Annotated in this window: 19 protein-coding genes and 1 riboswitch; of the genes, 6 read left to right on the forward strand and 13 right to left on the reverse strand. The window is 40.4% G+C overall.

All coding sequences use genetic code 11. From position 1 onward, the window contains the following. Positions 1-4: 4 nt before the first annotated feature. Positions 5-1,651: an ABC transporter permease gene (locus tag SporoP8_RS04275; RefSeq protein ID WP_085131391.1), complete on the reverse strand. Its 1,647-nt coding sequence runs from the start codon at positions 1,649-1,651 to the stop codon at positions 5-7. 300 nt (positions 1,652-1,951) lie between these two features. Next, complete coding sequence (locus SporoP8_RS04280) at positions 1,952-2,809, reverse strand: YitT family protein (RefSeq protein WP_085131392.1); 858 nt, start codon at positions 2,807-2,809, stop codon at positions 1,952-1,954. 443 nt (positions 2,810-3,252) lie between these two features. Between SporoP8_RS04280 and SporoP8_RS04285 the strand changes: the two genes are divergently transcribed. Beyond that, positions 3,253-3,417, forward strand: a complete 165-nt coding sequence (locus tag SporoP8_RS04285; RefSeq protein ID WP_085131393.1) for a Fur-regulated basic protein FbpA — start codon at positions 3,253-3,255, stop codon at positions 3,415-3,417. Positions 3,418-3,569: 152 nt separating this feature from the next. Here SporoP8_RS04285 and SporoP8_RS04290 read toward each other — a convergent pair whose 3' ends face one another. The 3 genes from SporoP8_RS04290 to SporoP8_RS04300 all read right to left on the reverse strand — a co-directional run bounded on the left by SporoP8_RS04290 (position 3,570) and on the right by SporoP8_RS04300 (position 5,932). After that, positions 3,570-4,733, reverse strand: coding sequence for an MFS transporter (locus tag SporoP8_RS04290; RefSeq protein WP_232319203.1), 1,164 nt, complete (start codon positions 4,731-4,733; stop codon positions 3,570-3,572). After that, positions 4,730-5,350: a TetR/AcrR family transcriptional regulator gene (locus SporoP8_RS04295; protein ID WP_085131394.1), complete on the reverse strand. Its 621-nt coding sequence runs from the start codon at positions 5,348-5,350 to the stop codon at positions 4,730-4,732. Before SporoP8_RS04295 ends, SporoP8_RS04290 begins: the two co-directional genes overlap by 4 nt. 348 nt (positions 5,351-5,698) lie before the next feature. Then, positions 5,699-5,932 carry a YkuS family protein gene (locus tag SporoP8_RS04300; RefSeq protein ID WP_085131395.1) on the reverse strand — a complete coding sequence of 78 codons (234 nt, stop codon included), beginning with the start codon at positions 5,930-5,932 and terminating at the stop codon, positions 5,699-5,701. A 199-nt stretch (positions 5,933-6,131) separates the two neighbouring features. Here SporoP8_RS04300 and SporoP8_RS04305 point away from each other — a divergent pair, with 199 nt between their 5' ends. Together SporoP8_RS04305 and SporoP8_RS04310 are read left to right on the forward strand one after the other, a co-directional pair. After that, positions 6,132-6,749, forward strand: coding sequence for a hypothetical protein (locus SporoP8_RS04305; RefSeq protein ID WP_085131396.1), 618 nt, complete (start codon positions 6,132-6,134; stop codon positions 6,747-6,749). A 5-nt stretch (positions 6,750-6,754) separates the two neighbouring features. Continuing rightward, a complete protein-coding gene (locus SporoP8_RS04310; protein WP_198166068.1) occupies positions 6,755-7,528 on the forward strand; it encodes a DUF3891 family protein in 774 nt (257 codons plus the stop codon). Between the two features lie 42 nt (positions 7,529-7,570). Here SporoP8_RS04310 and metK read toward each other — a convergent pair whose 3' ends face one another. Then, positions 7,571-8,782 (reverse strand): methionine adenosyltransferase, encoded by a 1,212-nt coding sequence (gene metK / locus SporoP8_RS04315; RefSeq protein WP_085131398.1) that lies wholly within the window; start codon positions 8,780-8,782, stop codon positions 7,571-7,573. Between the two features lie 176 nt (positions 8,783-8,958). Continuing rightward, positions 8,959-9,078, reverse strand: a riboswitch (SAM riboswitch). Positions 9,079-9,255: 177 nt separating this feature from the next. On the opposite strand from metK, the gene pckA reads away from it, so the two are divergent. Further along, a complete protein-coding gene (pckA, locus tag SporoP8_RS04320; protein ID WP_085131399.1) occupies positions 9,256-10,848 on the forward strand; it encodes a phosphoenolpyruvate carboxykinase (ATP) in 1,593 nt (530 codons plus the stop codon). 80 nt (positions 10,849-10,928) lie between these two features. On the opposite strand, the gene SporoP8_RS04325 is transcribed toward pckA, so the two are convergent. The 6 genes from SporoP8_RS04325 to SporoP8_RS04350 all read right to left on the reverse strand — a co-directional run bounded on the left by SporoP8_RS04325 (position 10,929) and on the right by SporoP8_RS04350 (position 14,768). Next, complete coding sequence (locus SporoP8_RS04325) at positions 10,929-11,720, reverse strand: alpha/beta hydrolase family protein (RefSeq protein ID WP_085131400.1); 792 nt, start codon at positions 11,718-11,720, stop codon at positions 10,929-10,931. Further along, positions 11,704-12,171: an NUDIX hydrolase gene (locus tag SporoP8_RS04330; protein WP_085131401.1), complete on the reverse strand. Its 468-nt coding sequence runs from the start codon at positions 12,169-12,171 to the stop codon at positions 11,704-11,706. Before SporoP8_RS04330 ends, SporoP8_RS04325 begins: the two co-directional genes overlap by 17 nt. 48 nt (positions 12,172-12,219) lie before the next feature. Beyond that, the gene (locus SporoP8_RS04335) at positions 12,220-12,534 is read right to left on the reverse strand and encodes a transposase (RefSeq protein WP_232319204.1); all 315 of its coding nucleotides are present in this window, start codon (positions 12,532-12,534) and stop codon (positions 12,220-12,222) included. Between the two features lie 100 nt (positions 12,535-12,634). Then, on the reverse strand, positions 12,635-13,963 hold the full coding sequence (locus tag SporoP8_RS04340; protein WP_085131403.1) for an NAD-dependent malic enzyme: 1,329 nt from the start codon (positions 13,961-13,963) through the stop codon (positions 12,635-12,637). 110 nt (positions 13,964-14,073) lie between these two features. Further along, positions 14,074-14,253, reverse strand: coding sequence for a putative motility protein (locus SporoP8_RS04345; RefSeq protein WP_085131404.1), 180 nt, complete (start codon positions 14,251-14,253; stop codon positions 14,074-14,076). A gap of 65 nt (positions 14,254-14,318) precedes the next feature. Further along, positions 14,319-14,768: a Dps family protein gene (locus SporoP8_RS04350; RefSeq protein WP_085131405.1), complete on the reverse strand. Its 450-nt coding sequence runs from the start codon at positions 14,766-14,768 to the stop codon at positions 14,319-14,321. A 97-nt stretch (positions 14,769-14,865) separates the two neighbouring features. Here SporoP8_RS04350 and yidD point away from each other — a divergent pair, with 97 nt between their 5' ends. Both yidD and SporoP8_RS04360 read left to right on the forward strand, forming a co-directional pair. Then, positions 14,866-15,096, forward strand: a complete 231-nt coding sequence (gene yidD / locus SporoP8_RS04355; protein WP_085131406.1) for a membrane protein insertion efficiency factor YidD — start codon at positions 14,866-14,868, stop codon at positions 15,094-15,096. A 93-nt stretch (positions 15,097-15,189) separates the two neighbouring features. Then, positions 15,190-16,143 (forward strand): metal ABC transporter solute-binding protein, Zn/Mn family, encoded by a 954-nt coding sequence (locus SporoP8_RS04360; protein WP_085131407.1) that lies wholly within the window; start codon positions 15,190-15,192, stop codon positions 16,141-16,143. A gap of 26 nt (positions 16,144-16,169) precedes the next feature. On the opposite strand, the gene SporoP8_RS04365 is transcribed toward SporoP8_RS04360, so the two are convergent. Continuing rightward, complete coding sequence (locus SporoP8_RS04365) at positions 16,170-17,606, reverse strand: o-succinylbenzoate--CoA ligase (RefSeq protein ID WP_198166069.1); 1,437 nt, start codon at positions 17,604-17,606, stop codon at positions 16,170-16,172. Between the last annotated feature and the right edge of the window lie 10 nt (positions 17,607-17,616).

Raw genomic sequence — 17,616 nt, forward strand, 5'->3', positions numbered from 1 at the left:
GTTCTCACTTCTCCTCAAATTTCAAAATAATAATCACCGACAAGATGCTTAGACAAATTAATAACAGTGAGGATGGTGCTGCTTCATAGATTCTTTCATCAATTGCATATTGATAGGTCCGTGTCGCGAGTGTATCAAAGTTAAATGGCCGTAGCAATAAAGTCAGCGGTAGTTCCTTCATAATTTCGAGGAATGCCAACGCAAATCCAATTAAGATCGAACCGCGTAATAGTGGAAACTCTACTCTCCAAAACGTATATGTCATACTACGTCCTAGTAAGAATGAAGCTTCACGATAAGACGGCGGTACTTTTGTATAACCTGATTCAATCGAGTTGAATCCTTGCGCCATAAACCGAATAACGTATCCTGTGATCAGCATAGCGATCGACATACTTAATACGAGTGAGCCAGATTCTACACCTAACAGTTTCGGATAAATGAATGCCAGTTTTTCATCTAACGTAATAAATAGGGCAAGTACGCCAATTGCGATGACTGCTCCTGGAACCGCATAACCGGACGTCATGATACGCGCAAGTAAATTAGACGAAGCGGATGGGTACAAGTTAATCGTACGGGCAGCCAAAATCGCAAAGAAGCTTATGATTAATGCACCGACGAGAGCAACTACTAAACTATTGGTGATCAAGCTGATAAAGTCTGAACGCCATACTTTTTCATATGTTTTTAGTGACCAATAGATCAGTTGCACAAAAGGAATTATAAAGGCACTCAAGAATACTATAGAACAAGAAAGGAATGCTAGACAAGCAGTCCATCCACGTAGCTTTTTACGCGCGAGTGGTCTGCTTTGCGTCACGTTCGTATCATACTTTCGCCCTTTGCGTAAAAAACGCTCTAGCATGAAAATCCCTAATATAACGATTAGCAACCAAGCAGCCAAACGCATCGCTGCATTGATATCATACATCCCGAACCACGTCTGAAAAATCGCCGTGGATATCGTTCGTACACCAAAGAAACTGGCTACGCCATAATCACTCAACACTTCAAAGATGACGAGCATCGATCCTGCGATGATGGCAGGTCGTGCAATGGGTAATCCCAAACGGAAGAACATTTGGAAGCCATTCAATCCAAGAGTTTTAGCACTTTCAATATAGGAAGCGCTTTGTTTTTCAAAATAATTGAGCGCAATCATATACACATAAGGATAAAGAAATAATGTGAGGACAAAAATCGCCCCGCGCAATGACATGATCTCGATCGTGCCTGGTGTGAATTGATAATCAAAATAATTACGGAAGAACGATTGAATAACGCCCGTATAGCTTGTCATTGTACTATATGTATAAGCCGCTATATAAGGCGGTATAGCCAAAGGTATAATCAACAGCCATCTAAACTGTTTCCGTAATGGAAATTCATAGGCTGCCACAATCCACGCTAGTACCACTCCGATGGTCGTCGAGAGGAACCCGACAGATCCAACTAAAATGACTGACCCTTTTATATAGTCAGCAAGCAAAAATTCTTTAATATGTTCCCAATTTTCGCCTGTCGGCTGGAAGAAACTTAGTACAACATAGGCGACCGGCATAATAATGACGAGTGCACCAAGCATTGTAATGATGAACCAGCTATTTGCCCGACGGCGAATCTCTCTTAGCCATATAGATGTTTTCATATACTATAATACCAACTTTACTACGCACAATGGCGGTTATGGTGTACATTCATTATGACTTAAATAATATAAGTCACTCTCAAGTATATACAAATTCTCTGTACATTCCAATGTTTTCACAGGAATTCAACAAATCTATGCTGTTGACGTTCTACAGAATAAAAAAATGATAATCGAGTGGGGTTACATGGTTAATCTGTTTACGGTAAAATCCTTTTTACAAAAATGAAGACAAACACTTTTTATGGTGTTTGTCTTCATGCAAAATAATATTGTGTAAATCACGATAAATTTTCTGATCTAAGCTAGTTTCTCATTTTCTTTTCTAAAGAAACCGAAGATACCTACTGTTTGTACAATATTGGTAAAGGCTTGCGGATCCGTCTCATTAATAATCCGTTCCAAATCGTATAGTTCATATCTTGTGATAACGACATAAAGCATGCTCTTATCTTCTTTTGAGTAAGCACCTTTCGCAGGTAGTATAGTAATTCCACGTACCATTTGACGATGGATTGCTTGTTGAAGATCGTCTGCTTTCCTAGTAATGATCATCGCGGTGACTTTTTCATGTCGCGTATGAATCATGTCAATCACTGAAGTCGTAACATATAGGGCGACCATTGTGTAAAGTGCGTTTTCCGGTTCATATAGAATACCTGCGAAAACGATAAGAATACCGTTGAGCAGTAAAAAGTATACACCGATTGGTTTATCCTGCATACGAGATAGAATCATCGCGACGATATCCATTCCACCCGTAGATGCACCTAGCTTCAAGGATATCCCTACACCAACACCTGCAAGTACCCCGCCAAATACCGCATTCAGCATAATGTCTTCTGACATGGAACGCAGTGGCAATAATTCAAGGAATAGTGTAGCGAACGCAACGGATAACATGCTGTAAATTGTGAAACCTTTCCCTACTTTAAACCAACCTAGAATAAAGACGGGGATGTTAAATAGTAACAACAGAATACCTGTACTGATTGTCATGCCCAATTGATCTTTTAGAACGCTTGATACTAACTGGGCTGCACCCGCAAACCCACTCGCATAGACATTTGCATTAATGAGAAAGAAATTTAACGATAGAGCCATAAGTAGCGATCCTAAAATAACAACCGTCACCCGTTTTGCTTCAATGAAAAACATAGCGACCTCCTATGGTAAATAACAATTTATTGCACGAACTAGATTATATCTATTCTTCCCCCATAATGGTACCCCTAAGCTTCATTTGACATAAAAAAATCCGCTTTACCTTACTGCCGTTCACAAATGGTGCTACCCGAAAGCAAGTAAAAGATACCCCTGTTGCAACTTATTCAGATTTCACGCTTTTTAAAAGCATTCCACAATTAGAGAAAATGCGCTTCCCACCGATTGATTTTGTCATTCCATGTCGTATAGGACAATACGCAGACAGAACTATCAGACTATTACGAATTTAACATAAAGCACAAGTCCCTATTACACTGTCAAAACAATATAAATAAATTAGTAGAACGGTTCGAAAGTTTCAACTATGAATTATACGGTTTAATTCGGGTGAATATCGGCTATATTTAGAGGGGGAATCAAGGAGGAAATGCACGATGAAAACAAACAAAAAGGTAAGTGAATCGAAACGAGACAAAATGATTGAAGAGCTCGTTTCAAATGGGGTATTCAAAATTGATGGGAAACAACTGTACGAATTACCGCTTCAATTATTAACGCAAGAATATGAAGCATTCGGCCAAACTGACATTCAAATGTAAGAAATGTGGCTGGGACAAAACCCAAAAAAATGCATGAAGGATCATCTCCTTCATGCATTTTTCTTTTTGACTTCGTATTTATAAACGTGACTTTTGAGAAACAGGAGCGCAAGGGGAGCGGACTATTTTCTAGTTATGTCCCAGTCTCATTTTTACGCTTCTATAGTTGATTCATTATTTTTTCTAAACATCTTAATCAAAATGATGAGTAAAACCGTAATGCCCAGGGCAATACCTATCATAGAGTATTGGAAACGAATTGCGGGAAACCCTGCTATGTTTGCGATGCCATCCAATATTAAAGGCGAGCTGAACTGTCCTATAAAAATCGAACTGGATACTATAGCAATCACTCGGTCGCTTTGAAGAGGATTGACCAAGCCTAGCGCTTTAACATTAATCATTGGGAACAAAATTCCTTGTCCAAAACCAATCATGCATGTGCAAGCTAAAATAATTGGAACAGAATGACTTAAAGCCAAACCAGTGAATGCTACACCCATTAAAAATATACTAATCGGCATGATATACGATTTCAGGAAATCCTGGAGCTGAATCAATGTCAAACTGGTTATCATTCCACCTACTGTGGTAAAGGAAATCACAGTACCCGCCAATTCCGGTCCACCTATATTGCTCTGCTCAAGGTAGAGTGCCATATTCGTGGCAACCGAATAGTAGACTAGCATAATACCAGCAGAAGCTGCTGCATATCCAAAAACAAGCAATGGCATTTTGCTTTTTTGTACGTTCTGATCTTGTTTAAGTGGAGTGTCTTTCGGCAAGAATATAAAGACCATAATGAAAATCACAACACCCATTAAATACACATTAAACGGAGCTCTCCAACTAATAGCTGCTAAATATCCTGCTAGCATCATAGTTACGATACCTCCAAAGTTACTGAATGCTGAATTATAGCCCATCATCTTCACTTGCTCACGACCTCTAAAATGATCACTGATTAACGTGATTCCGAGCGGCATCACTAAACCAACGCCAGCACCTAGCACAAATCTAAAGGCCAGTAACATTTCAATTGTATTGGTGAACTGTGCTCCTACCCCCGCAATTACATAAATGAATAAACCGATTAAAGCAACCGTGCGTTTAGGTATCCTCGATGTTAACCAACTAGAGACGAATGTAAAGGGAATGATGAATAAGGAAGGTGCTGTTAAAATCAGCTTGATGATCACTGGATCTGCCTCTGGGAAGTTAGCCGCAATCAAACCAAGAGCTGGAGAAATAGCAGCTCCTGCCATAACTGTTGCCATCGAGATGGAGATGATTGTTGGTTTCAACATGCGTTTCATTGGCCAACCCCCTGTCCTGGATAACGTTTTAATTGCCGCAACACTTTATCAGCTGATACTTTTATGGGTGACACTTTCCGTGCATTTGATAATAACAACCCATGGACTAACGATAAATGATACACTGCTAATTCTTCCGCATCACCTTCAATAAACTCTCCAGCAATTTGTCCTCTCACAATAATATGTTCAATACGTTCGACCATGAATCGGTATTTTTCTACAATTTCTTCTTTCACTTCTTGCGTTAGATAATCAGAATATAAAGCTTGCATGATCAAGATATGCCTGTGTACTCCATCTCTTAGTGAGCCTGAGTGAGTCATTTCAGTCAACCATTCCAATTGTTTTAAAGGACTGTGATGTTTTTCCTCTGCTTTATCGACTGTATTGACGAATTCAGTTAATAACTCGAGAATTACTGTGACGTACAGGTCTTCTTTTGATTTGAAATAGTGGTAAAACAAACCATGACTTTGTTCGGCCTTGTTTGTAATCTCACTAATTTTGGTTGCGGCGTATCCTTTCGTACCAAATAATTCGATGGCGGCTTCTTTTAGTTGTTGCTGTCGATTATCGCGGATCTTTTTAAATTTTTCACTTGTTCGGGGTGACATAAAGATTTTCAACTCACTTCTTTTTTATTGATTGACTGACAAGTCAACGTTGAACAGCTTACTGTTCTTATGGGGCTGTTGTCAACCAATAATAATCAAAGTGACGACGCGGTATCATGGATAAACACGTTAGCTATGCACGTATAATTGGTTTTCATTATGTACTTTGCGAAAATAAAACATACTAACATAACTGGAAAATAGTCCACTCCCCTGCGCTCCTGTTTCTCAAAAGTTACGTTTATAAATACGTAGTCAAAAAGAAAAATGCATGAAGGAGAAAAATGATCCTTCATGCATTTTTTGATTTTGTCCTAGTCTCGTCCTAGGTAGAACTTAATTCAATTATTAACGATGTAATCTTTTTTCGACATCTTCTACGATATCTTGTACGGAGTTGCCTTCAATGCTGATCACGGGGAATTCGAATTGGTCAATGTTGACATCGCTTAAAGCACGTACTACGCCTATATCATAGCCGCTTAGATGTTCATCACTTGCAAACATCTTCACTTCATGTCCTTTTTCCTCTAATGCTTGTTTAATGTCATCAAATGGTACTTCTACCGCTATTTTCGCCATATCCTATTCCTCCTCCAAGTACTACATGTATTCGATTAATACTTTATAATTTCCCGCTCTTACGTAAATTAAACATGACTTCTTAAAGTATGTTTATAACACCGTAATACCAAAACGATTGATTTCGGGGAAAATGGGTATTTTACTGTTAGAGCTATTGAATCATTATAGGAAGAACTTATAGAAGGAGTCGACAGATATGTTCGGTTTAGCGGATCTCCTTAGCTTAGTCATTTCAAGTTTTATCATTTTACCTGTCGTTACGTTTATAAGGGAAGCTGGCTATTTTATAATTAGTGGTCTCTTCGGCGTGAAAAATGCCAGACTAACTATTGGTTCTGGACCTAGGCTTTTTAAATTCGGTGTTTTAGATATACGAAAATATTATCATGTAAACAGCTGGTTTACTTTTGATTCAGTAAAAAGAAAAAGTAATTTCGCGTATATATGTATATATGCTGGGCCAATTTTGATTAACGTGGTCGTGGCAGTCACAATTAATGCGCTGATAGCGAATGGATTTTTTGAAGACTCCAAAACATTTTGGAGCCGTTTTATATTCTACGCCTTCTATTTCGTTTTATTTGACTCCATTCCAATGAAAACCGTAAATGGCAAACCGAATAACGGTATGATTATTTATGAACTTCTTCGGTATGGCAAACGCATTGATTTCAATGAAGAACCCCTGATTCTCGGTACAACAGAAGCAGAAGAAATGTATCAGGAAGAAATGAAGAAAATTGAAAAGGTAAAAGAAGAAATTAAAGAAGAAATCATAAAAAATGATAGCGTTCCCCCTGAAAAGAAAGGATGAGCAAGATGATTGTACGTGAACACGAGAAAACATTCAGCTTTGTGCAGCAACATCATCATGGACACCTCGCCGGTGAATTAATGAAACACTGGAAGAAGGATATGTTTCCTGATGATCAATGGCGTCATTCCGTATTGACTGCCATTAGTAACCACGACATCGGCTGGGCTCCTTTTGATAAACAGCCTTTTTGGAATGATGCGAAGTCGGCACCTTTTCGATTCACTGACTTCCCACTGCTCCCTAAAACAGTACTTTATCGCCAAGGAATCGATGATATAGAACAGATGGACCAATATGCAGCAATGCTCTGTAGTCTTCATTATGAACAGTTTATACAGAGTAACAACGAAAAAGAGGCTAAGCTATTTATCAAGGGTGAACAGAATCGTCGTGAACGATTGTGTAAAGAAATCGAGGGTTTTGATAAGGATTTATTTGAAAAGCATTTTGCTTTGCTTCAGCTTGGAGATAACTTTTCCTTATATTGTTGTGTGAATGATCCAGGTATCGACAAAGCGAATGAACATGTATTCTTTCGCGACGGCATTCCTTCTACAAGCATTTTCCATACATTACCGGTAGGACGAATTGGGATATACTTTGCAGATCAGCACACTGTTAAAGTGGAAAATTATCCTTTTAGTTATTCATTTGACGTTGAAGTAAAGCAAAAGACTGTCTTGAAAAAAGATATTGAGATTCACGGATTGCAAGTAGCTTATGAAAAGGCTGACTATGAAGTAATTCCTTTTCATTTTACGCCGTCAAATAAATAAAAAATGCAGAAAGAAGAAATAATTTCCTCTTTCTGCACTCCATTATTGCTTCACACGTACTTTACTTGCAAGTTCTTTCAACGCTTCCACTTTATCCGCCTGCTCCCATGGCAATTCGATGTCAGTGCGGCCAAAGTGACCGTACGCTGCTGTTTGTTTGTAGATAGGACGACGTAGGTCGAGCATTTTAATAATGCCTGCCGGTCGAAGGTCAAATAATTCACGTACGAACTCTACTAATTGAGTTTCGGATAGTGTACCGGTATCAAATGTATTGATCGAGATAGAAACCGGGCTCGCTACTCCAATAGCGTACGCCAACTGAACTTCACAGTGCTCAGCCAGTCCAGCTGCAACGATATTCTTTGCAACATAACGTGCTGCGTAAGAAGCAGAACGGTCCACTTTCGTAGCATCCTTCCCTGAGAATGCACCGCCACCATGACGGGCATATCCACCATACGTATCGACGATGATTTTACGTCCAGTCAGACCGGAGTCTCCTTGAGGTCCACCCACAACAAAGCTGCCAGTAGGATTAATGAAGTATTTAGTATGCTCGTCCAATAAGTTTTTTGGAACGACTGCATCAATCACAACGTTCTTTATATCCTTCTCAATTTGCTCGAGTGTCGCTTCAGGATGATGTTGTGTAGAAATAACGATTGTGTCGATTCGCACAGGATTATTATCTTGATCGTATTCTACCGTCACTTGTGTTTTTCCGTCAGGACGTAAATAAGATATAAGTTCTTCTTTACGCGCTTGTGCCAAGCGATGTGCCAATTTATGAGAAAGGCTGATGGGTAGAGGCATTAACTCAGGCGTTTCATTACATGCATATCCAAACATTAGACCTTGGTCTCCTGCACCGATTGCATCTAATTCTTCATCTGACATAGAGCCTTCGCGTGCTTCGAGTGCCACGTTGACACTTGCAGCGATTTCAGGTGACTGCTCATCAATGGAAGTAAGTACAGCGGACGTTTCGTAATCGAAACCGTATTTCGCACGAACATACCCGATTTCCTTAACAGTATCACGAACAACTTTTGGAATATCCACATACGTTGTCGTAGTAATTTCTCCCATTACTAATACGAGTCCTGTTGTGATACTCGTTTCACATGCCACACGCGCATTTGGATCTTCCGTTAGGATTGCATCTAAAATTGCGTCTGAAATTTGGTCGCACATCTTGTCAGGATGGCCTTCTGTAACTGATTCTGATGTAAACAGTCGACGGTTTGTCATGTTGTTTCCCCCTATATTAAGCATCATGATACGGTACTCTCATAAGTCCCTGGTAAAGTTCCACGCCTAGACGTCAAGCATATACCATAAGGATTCAGGGCTAGACAATATAAAAAGCCCTCCACTCATATTCAATCCATGAGTAAAAGGCAAAATTTCACGCGCAGCACCTTTCACTCTTATCGTCCAAGGAATTAAACCTTGCTTCAGGTTTGGCACCTTCGCGTTAGACTTGCGTCTATTGCAGGTTGCCGGGTTTCACAGGGCCTGTACCCTCCACCAACTCGGGATAAGAGTATCCGTTCATGTCACATCGTATTAAAAAGTTTGGATTTTGTCAAATTATTTCTCCTAAATCACTTGAGTTTTCCATTAGTATAGATTAATATTCTTAATGTGTTATACTATTTACGAATTAGGATATTCTCATCAAGATAAAAATAAATCGACTACGCAAAGGACGGTATGTAAACATGATATCTGCAAAAATTGATGATAGTTTAAAAAGTCTTCTTAGTGGAAGCAACGTGACGATCCAAGCGTCTGTGGCGGAATTAACGGAAAAAGCAGTAGCAAGAGGCGAAGCTAAACTTTCTGCCGACGGTGCGATCACTGCACGTACAGGTAAATATACAGGACGCTCACCTAAGGACAAATTCATCGTTGAAGATGCAGTGTCTAAGGATAAAGTAGATTGGGGTAGCACGAACAGTCCGATTTCAGAGGAGATCTTTGATTCATTATACACGAAAGTCATCGATCATTTGAAGAAAAAAGATGAACTCTTTGTATTTAAAGGGTTTGCAGGGGCAGATAAAGACTCTCAATTGTCTATCCAAGTAATAAACGAATTAGCTTGGCAAAATCTGTTCGTTCACCAACTATTCATCCGTCCAACCAAAGAAGAATTGAAAGCACATGAATCGCAATTCACCATTTTGGCTGCCCCTTCATTTAAAGCGGATCCAAAAGTGGATGGCACGAACTCTGAAACGTTCATCATTGTATCGCTGGAAAAGCGAATTGTCTTAATCGGTGGAACAGAGTACGCTGGAGAAATGAAAAAATCTATTTTCTCTGTTATGAACTTCTTACTTCCAGAGCAAGATATCCTATCCATGCACTGTTCGGCAAACGTTGGAGAAGAAGGCGATGTTGCTTTATTCTTCGGTCTTTCTGGAACAGGTAAAACGACACTTTCAGCAGATGCTGACCGTAAACTTATTGGTGATGATGAACACGGATGGTCTGATAATGGCGTATTTAACATTGAAGGCGGATGTTACGCAAAATGTATCAACCTTTCTGCTGAAAAAGAACCTGAAATCTTCGGAGCAATCCGTTTTGGTGCTGTTTTAGAGAACGTAGTACTGGATGAAGAGACACGCATTGCTGATTATGATGATAAATCATTAACAGAAAACACACGTGCCGCATATCCAATCGAAAACATTGATAATATCGTGACACCGTCAGTTGCTGGTCATCCGAAGAACATTATCTTCCTTACAGCTGATGCTTCTGGTGTATTGCCTCCAATCTCGATTCTTTCAAAAGAACAGGCAATGTACCACTTCTTGAGCGGTTTCACTTCCAAACTTGCTGGAACTGAGCGTGGAATTACTGCTCCTGAACCAACATTCTCTACTTGCTTCGGTTCACCATTCCTACCACTTCCTGCAGCCACATATGCAGAGATGCTTGGAAAGAAAATCGATGAGCACGGTTCAAAAGTATTCCTTGTGAATACAGGATGGACTGGTGGGATCTACGGAGTAGGTTCACGTATGAACTTAGGCTATACACGTACAATGGTGCGCGCTGCAATCGCTGGGAAGTTGGACAATGTAGAAACAAAGAAGAACGAAATCTTCGGATTGGAAATGCCTCTTGAAATTGAAGGTGTACCAAGTAATGTTCTACACCCTCGTTACGCTTGGGAAGATCCAAACGAATACGATAAAGAAGCAAACCGTTTGGCTGATGCTTTCCGTGAGAACTTCAAGAAGTTTTCTCACGTTTCAGAAGACATCGCAATCAAAGGCGGACCACCCGTCAGTAAATAATGGCATACGAAAAAGGCTGACCTCTCTGGTCAGCCTTTTTACGTCTACATTGTAATCACTTAAGCGCGGACGGATGCTCATCATTGTCGCTTCATCCAATCCACTGCTTTTTTCACAAGCTGTCGATTCATTTCAGGAGGAATATAATGCGTAAAGCCTTCCAAATACCAAGTTTCAAACTCTTTATTCGCATCACGCAATGCATTCTCCAGCAATAAAGCCTGTTCAAACGATACATTCGTATCAAGAGTTCCGTGGATAATCAATGCTGGAATATCAATATTCTCTATCTGGAATAGTGCTGTTCTTTCTCGATACGCATCTGGTTGACTATTCGGCGTGCCACCGATGACACGCTTCATCATACGTCGCATATCCTGTCGCTCTTTGTATGTGAAGATCACATCTGAAACTCCTGCCCATGTTACCATAGAAGTTAAATCTTCGCGCATGATGGCTGTCCATAAGGCCATGATTCCGCCTCTTGAAAAAGAGAATAAATGAATGCGATCTGAATTGACTGCACTTTGCTGTTTCAGCACTTCCACACCTGTCACGGCATCATTGCGATCCTCCCCCGCAAATTCATCCTTTCCTTCACCACCACGATTGCCGCGATAATAAGGAGCGAATACCACAAGACCATGCGACGCAAATTGTGCAATACGCGCTGGCCTCACCATCCCTACATGTTGGATACCGCCACGTAAATAAAGCAATCCATCATACCGTCCTTTTGCTTTCGGTGTTGCCAGAAGTCCTTTTACAAGCAAGCTATCAGAACTATAGGTGATTTCTTCCAACCTAACATGGGGGTTTGGGGAGGGATAATCTTTTCTCCGTATGATTTTACCATCAGTTAGTTCTATCATTCGCTTCCACCCACTTCCTTAGTTCACCCATTCCGCGATCTTTCATATGAAAGCTGAGTTCAGTACAGGCATCTAGTTCAGCGTCGGTCATCCAAACTACGCCTTCTGTTTCCATTAACGTAAACTCTTTTTCCACATGTGTTATATCTCCTGTGAAAACGGCTTTGCAAAAAGGCGGATCAGTAAAGACTACGTACTCAGCAAATGAATGTATATTTTCTATGGTGACGCCTGTTTCTTCCAGGGTTTCCCGAATAGCAGCTTGTTCAATTGTCTCTCCTAATTCCGCTTTTCCACCAGGAAATTCAATGCCGCGTATTCTATGTTTGGTCAATAACCAGCGATTGTCGTGCTTAATAATAACGAGCACATGGCGAGATTCAATTTGATGTAAATTGGGTCCAAAAGTCAATTCCACATGGGCCCCTTGTAAATCTTCAAATTTCAGCAATACGGATCACGTCCTTTCCTCTAGTGTAGCGGAAAGATGAGCGAGGAATCAACGAAATAGCGGTAGTTGCTCGATAAAACGTTTGGATTCATCATCGGTAAATTCATGAATTAGTGCAAAGACCTTCTTCAATCGTAAATCCAATTTGTCATTGTCTGGGTCATAATGATATTGAGCATAAGGTAAATGCGATCGAAGGAAATTTTGCCATTCTAGCTGTTCCATCTGAGCAAATAGTTTTTCGAAAACAGGATAAACTTCTTTTGTAACCTCTACTTTATATTCCCATGTCGAAGAGTGAGGATCTGCAAGTACTAATTTGTGATTAAGTGATATATACATTGGATATTTTTCTTCTATCATAATCATCCTACTTTCTCTTTTTACGTAGGATGCTTCATAAAGAAAAAATTATTCTACAGCAAAAAACCTATTAACGATATATTGTTAATAGGTCATCGCTTTAAATTTCTTGATCCTGTTCTTCATACACTACTTTTTCAACTGCCAACGCTACATTAATGTGAACGTTAGGATCTAATGGATGCGGTACTAAATCGTCACGCTTTGTGCTATCTACAATGGCCAAGGCTGCAGCGATAAGCATTGGATACGTGATAGCTTTCGCATTTGCATTAAGTGCACCACGGAAGATGCCTGGGAATCCAAGAACATTATTGACTAGACGACCATCAGCCGCATAAGCTGCGCCTGCTTCCAATGCAATTTCTGGAGTGATTTCTGCGTTCGGATTAGATAAAGCCAAGATGATTTGACCTTTACGAATCATTTCTGGCTTAATGAGATTTGCAACACCAGTTGTCGCAATGACTACATCGCATGTCTCCATGATTTCTTCCATTGTTTCAACGACGGTACCACCGTACTTCGCTAACATCTCTTTGGCACGGGGATTAGGATCTGTTCCTTTCATTTCTGCTACACCATATGCCATAAACATGCGGCTGATTGCTAGACCTGCTGCGCCTAAACCAATTTGTCCGACTGAAGCATCGGCCAGGTCCACTCCAACATGTTTGCATGCTGTGAGCGCTGCTGCTAATGCTACGACTGCTGTGCCATGCTGATCATCATGCATAACAGGAATCGGCAATTCTTTTTTTAAACGCTCTTCAATTTCAAAGCAATGCGGGGATCCAATATCCTCCAGTAAAATCGCACCAAAGCCTTGATGGATATGTTTGATCGTTTCTACGACTTCATCGGGATTGCTTGTATCAAGTAAAATAGGGATACCACTAATACCAACGAATTGATCAAATAAGACAGCTTTTCCTTCCATAACGGGCATCCCCGCTACAGGACCAATATCTCCAAGCCCTAAAATAGCTGTACCATCAGTCACGATTGCTACCGTATTTGAAATACCTGTGAAATAATTTGCCTGTTCCGGATCTTCTTGGATTGTTTTGCATACACTTGCCACACCCGGTGTATAGACTCTCCGTAAATCTGCTAGGGAACGAATTTCGTGAGTGGCTTTCATATGAATTTTTCCGCCTTCATGCATTTGCAATACATCATCTGTAATAGCTTGAACTTTGATACCTTGTTTTAAGTTTTCAATCGCTACCACGATTTCAGCCAAATGCTCTTGATCATTACATTGTAATGCAATTTCTCTAATCGTAGAAAGCGTTCCTACTTTAATCGTTTGGATGTCACCAATATCCCCATTTAACTGACCAATTGCCATAGTAACTTTACCAAGATTGCCCGGTTTAGAAGGAGTCTCGATAATTAAATTACGCAAATATTGTCCTTGAGCCATTTTCAATATACCTCCTACTATGTCTCGTTTTATTTATATTCTAACAGTATTTCTGTCTACTTCCATAAAAAAACACACATCTCTAATTATTCAAGATGTGTGTTCTCCATTCAAGCCTTGATATCGATAGAAGCGCCTTTCGTTGGATGCGCTACAGATTGGTTTTCAAGACCATTTAGCATATCATTCATAGCAGAAGTCTCCATTGAAAGAGCCTTATTCATGACGCTCATTTGAACGGTTGATTGCAAGCTTCTCAACTGGCTGGACATGATTGAATTGATATCCATATCGTTCAACTCCTTCCTGGTATTCACTTCTTACTATCGGCTAATTTTTTGATGAATGAAGAGTTTTACTCGTTTGTTTCGCCGAGAAATGCGTTTAACATCCATTGATGCTTTTCCACACTCTGATAAACGGCATTTAACATATCTTCCGTCATATGATCTGAATCCTTCGCTGCAAGTTCCATACCTTTTTTCAATGATTTCATGGTCTTATCAAAATCATCTACTAACGTCTGCACCATATCATTCGCTTTTTCTGTGCCTTTTGCTTCGTCGACAACAGATTCAGATAAATGCTGGGATAATGTTGCAGTCGGTTCGCCACCTAAAGTCAGTACACGTTCTGCAATTTCGTCCATATGCAATGTTGCTTCATTGTACAACTCTTCAAATTTAGCGTGTAATGTGAAGAATTGACTTCCTTTTACATACCAGTGATAGTTATGAAGCTTCGCATACAATACAGACCAGGTAGATACTTGTTTGTTTAGTTCCTGAATTAATTCCTTAGACATAAAAAAACACTCCTATAATCGTTTTATGCTTCTCTCTTTTAATTTACCACTTATATAGGTAAACTAAACCTTATTACGTCAGAAGGTGATGGATATATTGAAGAAAGTATTTATACAACTGATCCGGTTCTACCAGAAATTTATTTCCCCCCTATCACCGCCCTCATGCCGATTTCATCCCACTTGTTCACATTATGGTGTGGAAGCAATTGAGACGCACGGAGCGCTCAAAGGTAGTTGGCTTGCGGTAATGCGAATTTTAAAATGTCATCCATTTCATAAAGGTGGATTTGATCCAGTACCTCCAAAAAAATCAGATACGAAATAATCCGTACTAGGTTGCAAACATACAACATATCTTGTATGATGAAAAAACAATCTAAATAGTAATCATTCCGATTACGTTACGGAGGCATTTTGAATGAAAAATCGTTTACTACTGCTGGCAGCCGCTTTGTTGCTAGTATTAACTGGTTGTAACAATAGTGCAACCGAACCGGATGATACGTCATCCAAACCATTACTCGTTTACACTACTGTCTATCCATTGCAATATTTCACTGAACGCATAGGTGGAGAGTACGTCGACGTGAAATCCATCTACCCGCCTGGGACAGATGAGCACGTGTTTGAGCCTACACAGAAAGATATGATGTCCTTGGCAAAAGGAGATTTATTCTTCTATATAGGACTTGGACTTGAAGGTTTTGTACAAAAGACGGAGAAAACGTTGCAGAATGAAGAGATTCAGTTTGTTCCAATCGCTGATTACATCGATTTCGAGGAATTGGAAGAGGGGCATTCTCACGAACATGGAGAAGAAGAGCATGATGATCACGGACATGAAGGGGCAGTCGATCCACATGTTTGGATATCTCCTTATCTCAGCACGAAACTCGCGGAGAAAATCACACAAGAGTTGTCGGATGAACTACCTGAACATGCAGAGTCTTTCAAGAAAAACTTTGATGTTTTATATGATGAATTAGAAGAATTAGATCGCGGATTTAAAACCATGGCAGATGCCGCACCGAACAAAACATTCTTCGTGTCCCATGCAGCATTCGGCTACTTGGCAGACGCTTACGGGTTACAGCAACTTGCAGTATCTGGTCTTGACTCGCAGAATGAACCTTCACAAAAAGAATTAGCTTCTCTTGTGAAAAATGCAAAAGAACAAGACATCCAGTATATTTTATTTGAACAAAACGTCAGCTCAAAATTGGCTGAAGTCATTAAAAAAGAACTGGATGCCGAAGCACTTACTTTGCATAATTTGAGTGTGTTAACTGAAGAAGATATTCAAAAGGAAGAAACGTACTTTACTCTTATGGAACAGAATTTGGCAGTATTGAAAAAAGCATTAGGTAGCTAACAGTGGATGTATACTCCACTGTTTTTTTATAGCCATTTTTTCAATTCGAATCGCATGAGTTTATTCGATGCATTGCGAGGCAGTTGCTCTACGAATCGAAATTCCTTTGGTAGTTTATAACGCGCTAGACGTTCGGAACAGAATTCCAACAGTTCTTGCGTTTTAGCTGAACCCACGAGGAATGCAACAGGTACTTGTCCCCACTCCGGATCCTCTCTCCCACAAACGCCAGCTTCCCTTATAGTAGGATGTGCTAGTAACACATTTTCAATCTCGGCAGGATAAATATTCTCCCCACCTGAAATAATCAAATCAGCACGTCGATCCACGATGAACAAATAACCTTCCCCGTCAAGATAGCCAGCATCTCCTGTAGCAAGCCAACCATCTTCGGTCAGCGCATTGTGTGTACTTTGACTTCCGATGTAACCAGGTGTCACGTGAGGACCTTTTATGAGTACTTCCCCTATTTCACCTGGTTGAACAGTATTTTTAATTGCCACTTGATTGAAAAATAACGGTTTACCTGCTGAACCTAGCTTACGCGTCGCATCTGCTTTTCCAAGAGTCGTCGTTTGCGAACATGTTTCGGTCATACCGTATGTCTGAAGTATCGGGAGTCCACAAGCAGTTGCGCGCTCCAAATAATCCAGTGGTACGGGACCTCCACCTACGAGCATAGTACGAAATTGTGGATGTGCTTTGCTATCAGTTGCTTCCATCACACGAACTATTTGATCGAGCGTCAAGGCAACAACCGACATGGCGGTCACACGCCCTGCTATGATTTGTGCAGCAGCCTCTTTTGCATCAAATTTTTCGTATAAGCGCATTTCCATTCCGTAGATCACGGAGCGAATGACGATCGATAGTCCACTTATATGGAATAACGGCATCATGCAAAGCCATGTATCTTCATCGGTCAATCCGAGATTCAACGCTGAAGCAAGTGCGCTCGACGTATGATTTCCAGCTGTCTGTCGGACTCCTTTAGGAACACCTGTAGTGCCTGAAGTGTACATAATCGATAGCGTCTGATTTTCAGTCCACTGTTCCAGCATGATGAACTCTTTACGCTCAGACTGTAGAACTGCGGAATAGTATAAGCTCTTGATATGACCTAATTTTGGATAGGTATGTATTTGATCGTCTACAAGCATAATTTGGGCTTCGGAATCACGTACTTGCCAATCTAATTCTTGTTCTGTCAGCCGATTGTTCAGACAGACTACCTCCACACTTAATAACCAGCACGCATGGATGAAAAGTACCGTTTGTTCATTGGAGTGGCTGAGCAGCGCCACCCTACTTTCGGACTCAACTCCAAGATGATGAAGTTGTTGTGCGATTTCAAGGGATTGTTCATATAGTTCAAGAAATGACCACTGTCCTTGCCCGGTAACTAAAGCGGATGCGTCAGGCGTCAATTTGGCCCGTTGTGCAAGCCAATTTGGAATCATCATAGGTAACTCC

Origin of the sequence: Sporosarcina ureae (assembly GCF_002101375.1) — a bacterium.
Lineage (GTDB): Bacteria > Bacillota > Bacilli > Bacillales_A > Planococcaceae > Sporosarcina > Sporosarcina ureae_B.

What these genes read in the sequence shown, in the direction of transcription:
- SporoP8_RS04275 (WP_085131391.1), bottom strand. Translation starts at nt 1,651, where the DNA reads ATGAAAACATCTATATGGCTAAGAGAGATTCGCCGTCGGGCAAATAGC.
- SporoP8_RS04280 (WP_085131392.1), bottom strand. Translation starts at nt 2,809, where the DNA reads ATGTTTTTCATTGAAGCAAAACGGGTGACGGTTGTTATTTTAGGATCG.
- SporoP8_RS04285 (WP_085131393.1), top strand. Translation starts at nt 3,253, where the DNA reads ATGAAAACAAACAAAAAGGTAAGTGAATCGAAACGAGACAAAATGATT.
- SporoP8_RS04290 (WP_232319203.1), bottom strand. Translation starts at nt 4,733, where the DNA reads ATGAAACGCATGTTGAAACCAACAATCATCTCCATCTCGATGGCAACA.
- SporoP8_RS04295 (WP_085131394.1), bottom strand. Translation starts at nt 5,350, where the DNA reads ATGTCACCCCGAACAAGTGAAAAATTTAAAAAGATCCGCGATAATCGA.
- SporoP8_RS04300 (WP_085131395.1), bottom strand. Translation starts at nt 5,932, where the DNA reads ATGGCGAAAATAGCGGTAGAAGTACCATTTGATGACATTAAACAAGCA.
- SporoP8_RS04305 (WP_085131396.1), top strand. Translation starts at nt 6,132, where the DNA reads ATGTTCGGTTTAGCGGATCTCCTTAGCTTAGTCATTTCAAGTTTTATC.
- SporoP8_RS04310 (WP_198166068.1), top strand. Translation starts at nt 6,755, where the DNA reads ATGATTGTACGTGAACACGAGAAAACATTCAGCTTTGTGCAGCAACAT.
- metK (WP_085131398.1), bottom strand. Translation starts at nt 8,782, where the DNA reads ATGACAAACCGTCGACTGTTTACATCAGAATCAGTTACAGAAGGCCAT.
- pckA (WP_085131399.1), top strand. Translation starts at nt 9,256, where the DNA reads ATGATATCTGCAAAAATTGATGATAGTTTAAAAAGTCTTCTTAGTGGA.
- SporoP8_RS04325 (WP_085131400.1), bottom strand. Translation starts at nt 11,720, where the DNA reads ATGATAGAACTAACTGATGGTAAAATCATACGGAGAAAAGATTATCCC.
- SporoP8_RS04335 (WP_232319204.1), bottom strand. Translation starts at nt 12,534, where the DNA reads ATGATAGAAGAAAAATATCCAATGTATATATCACTTAATCACAAATTA.
- SporoP8_RS04340 (WP_085131403.1), bottom strand. Translation starts at nt 13,963, where the DNA reads ATGGCTCAAGGACAATATTTGCGTAATTTAATTATCGAGACTCCTTCT.
- SporoP8_RS04345 (WP_085131404.1), bottom strand. Translation starts at nt 14,253, where the DNA reads ATGGATATCAATTCAATCATGTCCAGCCAGTTGAGAAGCTTGCAATCA.
- SporoP8_RS04350 (WP_085131405.1), bottom strand. Translation starts at nt 14,768, where the DNA reads ATGTCTAAGGAATTAATTCAGGAACTAAACAAACAAGTATCTACCTGG.
- SporoP8_RS04360 (WP_085131407.1), top strand. Translation starts at nt 15,190, where the DNA reads ATGAAAAATCGTTTACTACTGCTGGCAGCCGCTTTGTTGCTAGTATTA.
- SporoP8_RS04365 (WP_198166069.1), bottom strand. Translation starts at nt 17,606, where the DNA reads ATGATGATTCCAAATTGGCTTGCACAACGGGCCAAATTGACGCCTGAC.